This is a genomic window from Pseudomonas sp. Ma2-10 (genome assembly GCF_054330215.1).
This window is the reverse complement of the sequence record NZ_JBTEYL010000022.1, coordinates 78,020-86,834: the sequence shown is the minus strand read 5'-3', so window position 1 is coordinate 86,834 and position 8,815 is coordinate 78,020. Positions and strand designations below refer to the sequence as shown.

The window sequence follows — 8,815 nt, the reverse complement described above, 5'->3', positions numbered from 1 at the left end:
TCGGGTCGCATCATGAGGTGCTGGCTCCAGAAAGAGTTCGGGAGCACAGCTTCGAGCATCAGATTTCGACTTGGAATGTGGGCTTCATGGAGCGCTTACAGTCCATCACTATCGGGCAATCCTAGAGATAAAAAACCACAGCGAAAAACGACAAATTCAGGATAAATCGGCATCCTCGATTTCGCGTTTAGTAGGCAATTTTTTAATAAATTCATTTCAGATGACGTTATCGATTTTTTGTTTAATGACTTAAGCATAATTACTTCTTACAAATCAAAAGGCGGCGTTTATTATTTATTGAAAGGTGACGCTGGGCCACCGATTCAGCGTCGCATCGGATGGCCAGGCGGGATTTCAGGCATGGGAAACCGAGCTGTTCGATCTGGTGATTGTCGATTGCAACATGCCCATCATGAACGGATACGAAATGGCCCGCGCCATTCGCCGACATGAACAAAAAACGTACCGCCCGCCCTGTACCGTGCTGGGTTTTACCGCCAATGCACAACCGGAAGAAATACAACGCTGCAAACAAGCCGGGATGGACGACTGCCTGTTCAAGCCCCTTACCCTGACAGCCTTGAGTCAGTGGTTTGAAGGTATCAGGCCAACCGTCTGCGATCCCGCGCTCAGCCTGCAAGGATTGCATCTTTTGACCGGCGGAGATCCGGTATTGGACCAGCGATTGTTGACCGAACTGCTGAACAGCAACCGTCTGGACCGACAAGAACTGCTCGCGCTTTCCCCCTCCAAAGAGCCTCAGTCATTTCTCGACGTTGCTCACAAAATCAAGGGCGCCGCCCGAATCGTCCAGGCTTCCCGGGTGATCGACAGCTGCGAGGCGCTGGAAAAGGCCTGCCATGAAGTGTTCCATCACGACGAAGTGGCCGATTGCAGCAAGGCTATAGAGCGCGCCATGCTCGAATTGGAGCAAGCATTGCAGCAACAGATCGGCCTAAACGACAAAAGCAGAATGACGGAGCCTTAACTATGCTTGGACGCTGAGCAGTGTGTTAACCATCATGGAGAGACCTGCAATGCCCAGCCCACTGCGTCCGGATCAACGGCGGTTTCCCCTGCACGTCCATATCAGTGTGATGTTCACTTTCCTGCTGTTGCTGACTGGCGTGGTGCTGGGCCTTTTCAACTACCAGCAAACCACGCAGATCATTCTTTCCAGCAGTGAAAAGCTCTTCAACCGCATCGAGCAGGACGTCCGTCTCGATCTGCACGCCACTTATGAACCGATTCGCCATCTGCTGACCCTGCTGGCGCAATACCCGGCGACCCAGGCACCTGACCTGGAGCAACGCCTGGCGCTGCTCAAACCCTTCAGCCAGTCGCTCAAGGACAACCCCGAGCTGGCCTCGTTGTATCTGGGCTATGGCAACGGTGATTTCTTCATGGTTCGGCCCTTGCGAACCTCCGACCTGAAAACGCTCTTCAAGGCACCGGATACTGCGGCTTATCAGGTGTGGAGCATTGAGCGAACAGGCAACAGCGGTCAGGTCCATTCCCAATCATTGTTTTTCGATCAGGACCTGGCCCTCATCAGCCGCCAGGACAACCCCGACGAAACCTACGATCCGCGAACCCGCGCCTGGTATGCCAACGCCCGTAGCGGCAGCGATCAGATCACTACCGAACCCTACAATTTTTTCTCCACCCGTAATGTCGGCACTACCCTGGCCCTGCGCAGTGGCGAACAGGCTGTCATGGGTGCCGATCTGACCCTGGCGGAGCTCTCCGCCACCCTGGCCAAACATGTCGTGACCCCCAGTACCGAAATCGTGCTGTTCGATGCTGAAGGGAATGCGATCGCGTATCCCGACAGCAGCAAACTGATCATTGACGATCAGACTGCCCGCCTGATCAAAGCCGCTGACCTGAGCCCCGCCCTCAGCGCATTGCTCAACAACCCCCCCGACGGTAATCGCCTGGATGTCGCCGGTCGTCAATGGATCGTTGCCCGCAGCAGCATGCAGGAGGGCGGACCCCGGGGACTGCAACTGGCACTGCTGGTGCCGGAAGATGAGTTACTCGTCGATGCCTACCGCATGCGCTGGCAAGGTGCGTTGATTACCCTGGCCACGTTGTTGCTGTGCCTGCCGCTGGGCTGGCTGACCTCGCGAATCCTGGTTAAACCCCTGCGCGCGCTGGTACAGGAGGCCGATGCGGTTCGCAGTTTTGACTTCAACTTTCCGGCCTCACGTCGCTCTCCCGTGCTCGAAGTCGATCAACTGAGCGTGTCGATGACGCGCATGAAAGACACCTTGGCGAGTTTTTTCCAGATCACCAACAGCCTGAGCGCCGAGACCCGCTTCGCCCCCTTGCTGGAACGGGTGTTGTTTGAAACCGTGAAAATCGGCCAGGCCCAGGCCGGTCTGATCTACCTGCGCGAAAGTGATGGCGATCGCATGGAGCCCCATGGTCTGGTCGTCAACGGTACCTCACGGGCATTGCCGTCATTTGATCTGCGAGGGCACGAACTGCAGGCTCCGCAAAGCCCTGCATGGCTACAACAGCTGTCGAATGCCGACAACGTCGTCACCACGCTTGGTTTCGAAGAGGCCGGGGATTTGCAGAAGGTGTTGCATGCGCTGGAGTGTCCCCGCGTTCACCTGATCGGTATTCGGCTGCACAATTGTCATAACGAAACCGTGGGCCTGCTGGTCCTGCTGCTGGCCGATACCGGTAACCAGAGCGATCTGGAGAAACTTCGTCCGGACCGCATCGCGTTCCTCCAGGCCGTCTCCGGCGCGGCCGCCGTGAGTATCGAAAGTCAGCGTCTGCAAGCCAAACAAAAACAACTGCTGGATTCCTTCATTCAACTGCTGGCGGGTGCGATTGACGCCAAAAGCCCCTACACCGGCGGCCACTGCCAGCGAGTGCCAGCGCTGACCCTGATGCTCGCCCAAGCCGCCGCCGCCAGCCAGGACCCGGCCTTCAGTGGCTATCAACCCACCGAAGATGAATGGGAAGCGCTGCACATCGCCGCCTGGCTGCACGACTGCGGCAAGATCACCACTGCGGAATATGTGGTCGATAAAGCCACGAAGCTGGAAACCCTTAACGACCGTATTCACGAAATCCGCACCCGCTTCGAAGTGCTCAAGCGCGATGCCTGGATCAGCTATTGGCAAGCCATGGCACTGGGCGGTGACGAGCAGCACCTGGCCGAACTGCGCAACGCCACGCTGGCGGGGCTGGACGATGATTTCGCGTTCATTGCCGGCTGCAACCTGGGTGGCGAGGCGATGGCCGAGTCCGACCTGCACCGCCTGCGCAGCATCGCTCAACGCACCTGGACCCGAACCCTGGATGACCGGCTGGGTGTTTCCTGGGAAGAGAACCGGCGTCAGGCGCAAACCCCGGCGCCGACACTGCCGGTCAGCGAGCCATTACTGGCGGACAAACCCGAGCACCTGTTCGAACGGCCCGAAGCCGAACTGATTCCGGAGGATAACCCATGGGGGTTCAAGCTCGATGTGCCGGCCTACAAGTACAACCGGGGCGAGCTCTACAACCTGAGCATTGCCCGAGGCACCCTGACCCGCGAGGAGCGTTACATCATCAATCACCACATGGTGCAGACGATTCTGATGCTCAGCCACCTGCCCTTCCCCGACCACCTCACCAACGTCGCGGAGATCGCCGGCGGCCACCACGAGAAAATGGACGGCACCGGGTATCCCAAACAATTGCGGCGCGAAGAAATGAGCCTGCCGGCGCGGATGATGGCGATTGCCGATATTTTCGAAGCACTGACCGCCGCCGATCGCCCCTACAAGAAAGCCAAATCCTTGAGCGAAGCGCTGGGCATCATGGCCACGATGTGCCGGGATGCCCACATCGATCCTGAGTTGTTCGGGCTGTTCATCAACGCGCAAATCTACTTGCAGTACGCCGATCGATTCCTCGATCCCCAACAGATCGATGCGGTTGATCCGACAAGCCTGCTGGTCAAGGCAGGCTTGAGGGCATGATCAGCAGTCGGTCAGGCGCAGGAAAATCGCTGCCAATTGCTCGATACCGGCCTGATCTTCAGCGCTAAAACGCGCCAGTTTCGGGCTGTCGAGGTCCAGCACGCCGATCAGGCGACCGTCCTTGACCAGTGGCACGACCAGCTCGCTGTTCGACGCGCTGTCGCAAGCGATGTGTCCGGGGAACGCGTGCACGTCCTCGACCAACTGAGTCTGCAAGGTGGCCGCCGCCGCTCCGCATACACCCCGACCGAACGGAATCCGCACGCAGGCGATTTGTCCCTGAAACGGGCCAAGCACCAGTTCCTCGTTGCGATTGAGGTAGAAACCAGCCCAGTTCAGGTCATCGAGCTGGTTATAAAGGAACGCCGAGAACTGCGCGGCATTGGCAATGAAGTCCCGCTCGTCCGCCAACAATGACGCCAATTGCGCCCACAACATGCCGTAGCTTTCGAGGCCCTGGCCGCTCTTTTGTAAATCGATCATGCCTTGTGCTCCAACAACTTCAGCCCGACCCAATAGCGGGCAAATTGATACGCGCAACGTCCGTTGCGATTACCTCGGCCCGTGGCCCAGCGCACGGCGAGGATGTCCAGTGCTTCGTCTCGCTGCCACTTAAGGCCCGCCTTGTCGGCCAGTTGACCGATCCAGTGTTCAACGACGTTAAGGAAGTGTTCCTGAGTAAACGGATAGAACGACAGCCACAATCCGAAACGGTCTGACAGCGCAATCTTGTCTTCCACCGCTTCGCTGGGATGGAGTTCGCCATCGACTCTTTTCCAGTTTTCGTTATCGCTTTCCTTTTCCGGCACCAGATGGCGACGGTTGGACGTGGCGTATAGCAAAACGTTATCCGGCGCTTGCTCTAGAGAGCCGTCGAGCACGCTCTTGAGCACCCGGTAATCGCCCTCGCCCGACTCGAACGACAGATCGTCGCAGAACAGCACAAAACGCTGGGGCAGCTTGGCGATCCGTTCGACCACTCGCGGTAAGTCCGCCAGGTGATCACGTTCGATCTCGATCAACCGCAGACCGGCCTTCGCGTGCTCGGCCAGCAAGGCGCGAACCAGCGATGATTTACCGGTGCCGCGCGAGCCCCAGAGCAACGCGTGGTTGGCCGGCATGCCATCGAGGAATTGCTGGGTATTTCGTCCCAACTGCTCCAGTTGCCGGTCGACACCGATCAGGTCGGACAAACGCATGTCGAGGCTGACTTCCAGCGGCAACAGAAATCCACTGCGCCCCTCGCGTTGCCAGCGCGCGGCAAGGCAATGATTCCAGTCGATAGCTTGCCGAGGGGCGGGCAGCAGCGGTTCGATACGGGCCAAAACGGCATCGGCGCGTTCAAGAAAAGCATTTAATCGGGAGTCCACGTCTTTTCCTCGGGCACGTTCACAGTAATGATGGCGATACAGCGACGAAACACAGCGCTCGGTGTCAGTTCATCCCTTTGTACAAGGGCTCGCGAGAACATCGGTATCCATGCAAGATCGACTATGCTTGAGCAGCGAAGGGAAACGGAAGTGGTTCGACACCCCATGGATATCAAGTTCACCAACCGGCTGTCCTACAAGCAAGCCAGGCTTACTGTGCTGGTCGGTTTTATTCTGGGCACGCTGCTCAGTCTGCTGCAAATAGGCATCGATTATGCCAGTGAAGATGCCTCCATCAACCGCGAAATCCTGTCTTTGCTGGAAATCAGCCATAACCCCGCATCCCGTATCGCCTACAACATCGACGCCGAACTTGCTCAGGAACTAACCTTGGGCCTGTTGCGCTCGCCGGCGATCATCGGCGCGCAATTGACCGACAACAACAATACCGTTCTGGCCAGCGTCAAACGTCCGGGCGTGCAAAGTGGCTATCGGGTGATCAGCGACTTGCTGTTCGGCGCCAACCGACAGTTTGAAGACCGTCTCTACCTGGATCACTTGCCGACCGAATCCCTTGGTACCCTGCGTCTGGACGTCGACACCTATTCATTCGGCTACCGGTTTCTGCGTCGGGCCGAGGTGACCCTGCTCAATGGCTTCGCTCGCAGCCTGCTGTTGACTGGCATCCTGCTGGCGCTGTTCTACGTAATGCTGACCAAGCCGTTGGTGCGGGTCATCCGTGAACTCAGCAGTCGCGACCCGCGCAGCGCGGAGTCGACATCGCTGAAGTGTCCGACGTACCATGAAAACGATGAAATCGGTGTATTGGTCAAGGTTGCCAATCAACAATTCGAAAACATCGCCACCGAAATCCAGCAGCGACGCAATGCGGAGAACCGCCTGACCGACTACCTCGGGCAACTGGAGAATATCGTCTCGGCCCGCACCGCGGAACTCAAGGCGATCAACTCCCGGCTCAGCCAATCCAATCAGGAGCTGGAAGTCGCCCGCAGCACCGCCCTGGACATGGCCGAAGCGCGCTCGGTCTTCTTGGCCAACATGAGCCACGAAATCCGTACGCCGCTCAACGGCCTGCTGGGGATGATCGCGCTTTCCCTGGACGGCCCGCTCAATGCCGAGCAACAGCAACAGCTGTCCATCGCCCATGACTCGGGCAAGGTACTGGTGGAACTGCTCAACGATATCCTCGATCTGTCGAAGTTCGATGCCGGCCAACTGGAGCTCGAACATATTCCGTTCGACCTCGGTTCGCTGATCGAAGACACCGCCAACCTGCTATCGCAAAACGCCGCGCCGAGTGTCGAGCTGAGCTGCCTGATCGACCCGCGCTTTCCGGCCCTGGTGCTCGGGGATCCGACCCGGGTCCGACAGATCGTCAGCAACCTCTTGTCCAACGCCCTCAAGTTCACCCGTTTCGGTCGGGTCGATGTGCGCCTGTCGACATTCGAGGACGGCGTCAGAATCAAAGTCTGCGACACCGGCATCGGTATCGCCCAGGACGCCCAGGTCAAGATCTTCCAGCCCTTCACGCAGGCGGGTGCCGGCATTACTCGGCAATTCGGCGGGACCGGGTTGGGTCTGGCATTGACCTACAACCTCTGCGAAGCCATGCAAGGGCGCCTTACCATCAGCTCGCAAGCAGGCTTCGGCAGCCAGTTCTGTGCGGATCTGCCGCTGCCCAGTCACACCCGCGCCCTTGCCCCGGCCTCTTTACAGGGCAAGGTCATCGCAATCACTGCCGCCAGCAGTGGTCTGGCAGAGCTGTTGAACAGTGTGTTACCCGGCTGGGGGCTCGACTATGAGCAGCGTTCCATCGATGATTCGTTGCTGGGCCTGAACCCGGATGTACTGATTACCGATTGCCCCGAATGCCTGTTTGGCCTGCGCCCCTCGTGTACAGCCCCCATTCTGCTGGTCACCGCTTACGGCAGTTTCATGCCCAGCGAAGAAGCCCTCGCCCTCGCCCCCTTACAGCAACAGGCGCGGCCTCTGGCACGCAACGCGCTGTACCAGACGCTGCGGCGGACCCTGCAGCCGGAACTCCACACGATCAACGGTGCCCGGCTCGACGCCCTCTCCCCACAACGACGCGCACGCGTGCTACTGGTGGAGGACAATCCGGTCAACCAATTAGTGGCCAAGGGAATGCTCGGAAAGCTCGGTTGCGAAGTGATCGCCGCCAGTCACGGTGGCGAGGCGCTGGATCAGCTGGAGCAGAGCGAATTCGATTTGGTGCTGATGGACTGCAACATGCCGGTGATGGACGGCTACGAGGCCAGTCGGCAAATCCGTCACAGCGGACGCTGGCCACAGCTGCCCATCGTCGCCCTGACCGCCAACGCCATGTCCGAAGAGCGCGAACGCTGTCGTGCGGCAGGCATGAGCGATTACCTGGCAAAACCCTTCCGCCGGGAAGAGTTGGCTGCCCTGCTGGACTTGTGGGTCCCTGCTACGACAGTGCTTTGATTTGTCCCAAAAGGTGATCAAGACCATCGCGCAGATCATTCAGACGATCCAGATTCACACCGCTGTCGCATACCAGGCGGGCCTTGAGCGGTCCGACCTGATCGCGCAAAGCCTTGCCGGTTGGCGACAGGCTCAAATGCACTTCACGCTCGTCCCGCGCCGAGCGTTGACGCTGAACCAGTTGCAGTTGCTCAAGACGCTTGAGCAACGGCGTCAGCGTGCCGGAATCCAGCGCCAGGCGTTCGCCCAACGCCTTGACCGTCGGCTGCTCGGGGGCTGCCTCCTGCCACTCCCACAACACCAGCATCGCCAGGTATTGCGGATAGGTCAGGCCGAGCTGATCGAGCATCGGCTTGTAGGCGCGAATCACCGCCCGGGACGCGGCGTACAGCTTGAAACACAGTTGACTGTCAAGCTTCAGGGAATCGACTGACAAGGTGTTCATTTGAGCAGGGCTTCGATCTCGCGGGTCAGGTCCTGCGGCTTGGTCGCGGGGGCGAAGCGCTTGACCAGTTGGCCCTCTTTGCCGATCAAAAATTTGGTGAAGTTCCACTTGATGCCTTGGGAACCCAGCACACCCGGCGCGCGCTTTTTCAGTTGAACAAACAGCGGATGGGCATCGGCGCCATTGACTTCAATCTTTTTGAACAGCGGAAAACTGACGCCGAAGTTCAACTCGCAGAACTCGGAAATCGCCCCTTCGTTGCCTGGCTCTTGCTTGCCGAACTGGTTACACGGAAAACCCAGCACCACCAGACCTTGATCCTTGTAGGTCTGCCACAACTCTTCAAGGCCTTTGTACTGAGGGGTGAAGCCGCATTTGCTCGCGGTATTGACCACCAACACGGCCTTGCCGGCGAAATCCGCCAGGGTCTTTTGCTCACCCTTGATGGTGGTGCAAGGGATGGTCAGCAGGCTGTCGCTCATGGTTCGGACTCTAAGTGAGGGAAGACGAGACAAACATAGCGAGCA

General features: G+C 58.6%; 6 protein-coding genes and 1 pseudogene. 3 read left to right on the top strand and 4 right to left on the bottom strand.

What is annotated here, in order from left to right; translation table 11 throughout:
- Positions 1-310: 310 nt before the first annotated feature.
- Together ACXPVS_RS21790 and ACXPVS_RS21785 are read left to right on the top strand one after the other, a co-directional pair.
- Positions 311-988: pseudogene (locus ACXPVS_RS21790) on the top strand (response regulator); the annotation flags it as partial.
- Between the two features lie 49 nt (positions 989-1,037).
- Positions 1,038-3,986: an HD domain-containing phosphohydrolase gene (locus ACXPVS_RS21785; protein WP_458511770.1), complete on the top strand. Its 2,949-nt coding sequence runs from the start codon at positions 1,038-1,040 to the stop codon at positions 3,984-3,986.
- Here the strand turns inward: ACXPVS_RS21785 and ACXPVS_RS21780 are convergent, their stop codons facing one another.
- Together ACXPVS_RS21780 and ACXPVS_RS21775 are read right to left on the bottom strand one after the other, a co-directional pair.
- A complete protein-coding gene (locus ACXPVS_RS21780) occupies positions 3,987-4,469 on the bottom strand; it encodes a GAF domain-containing protein (protein ID WP_458511769.1) in 483 nt (160 codons plus the stop codon).
- Positions 4,466-5,356 carry an ATP-binding protein gene (locus tag ACXPVS_RS21775; RefSeq protein ID WP_458511768.1) on the bottom strand — a complete coding sequence of 297 codons (891 nt, stop codon included), beginning with the start codon at positions 5,354-5,356 and terminating at the stop codon, positions 4,466-4,468. The genes ACXPVS_RS21780 and ACXPVS_RS21775 overlap by 4 nt, the downstream gene beginning before the upstream one ends.
- Positions 5,357-5,521: 165 nt before the next feature.
- Between ACXPVS_RS21775 and ACXPVS_RS21770 the strand changes: the two genes are divergently transcribed.
- Complete coding sequence (locus ACXPVS_RS21770; protein ID WP_458511767.1) at positions 5,522-7,843, top strand: response regulator; 2,322 nt, start codon at positions 5,522-5,524, stop codon at positions 7,841-7,843.
- Here the strand turns inward: ACXPVS_RS21770 and ACXPVS_RS21765 are convergent.
- Together ACXPVS_RS21765 and ACXPVS_RS21760 are read right to left on the bottom strand one after the other, a co-directional pair.
- Positions 7,827-8,288, bottom strand: coding sequence for a MarR family winged helix-turn-helix transcriptional regulator (locus ACXPVS_RS21765; protein ID WP_458511766.1), 462 nt, complete (start codon positions 8,286-8,288; stop codon positions 7,827-7,829). The genes ACXPVS_RS21770 and ACXPVS_RS21765 overlap by 17 nt on opposite strands.
- Positions 8,285-8,770, bottom strand: coding sequence for a glutathione peroxidase (locus ACXPVS_RS21760; protein WP_458511765.1), 486 nt, complete (start codon positions 8,768-8,770; stop codon positions 8,285-8,287). Before ACXPVS_RS21760 ends, ACXPVS_RS21765 begins: the two co-directional genes overlap by 4 nt.
- Positions 8,771-8,815: the final 45 nt, after the last annotated feature.

Excerpts from the sequence above, each read along its gene's own strand:
- ACXPVS_RS21765 (WP_458511766.1), bottom strand. The coding sequence starts at position 8,288 with ATGAACACCTTGTCAGTCGATTCCCTGAAGCTTGACAGTCAACTGTGT.
- ACXPVS_RS21780 (WP_458511769.1), bottom strand. The coding sequence starts at position 4,469 with ATGATCGATTTACAAAAGAGCGGCCAGGGCCTCGAAAGCTACGGCATG.
- ACXPVS_RS21770 (WP_458511767.1), top strand. The coding sequence starts at position 5,522 with ATGGATATCAAGTTCACCAACCGGCTGTCCTACAAGCAAGCCAGGCTT.
- ACXPVS_RS21760 (WP_458511765.1), bottom strand. The coding sequence starts at position 8,770 with ATGAGCGACAGCCTGCTGACCATCCCTTGCACCACCATCAAGGGTGAG.
- ACXPVS_RS21785 (WP_458511770.1), top strand. The coding sequence starts at position 1,038 with ATGCCCAGCCCACTGCGTCCGGATCAACGGCGGTTTCCCCTGCACGTC.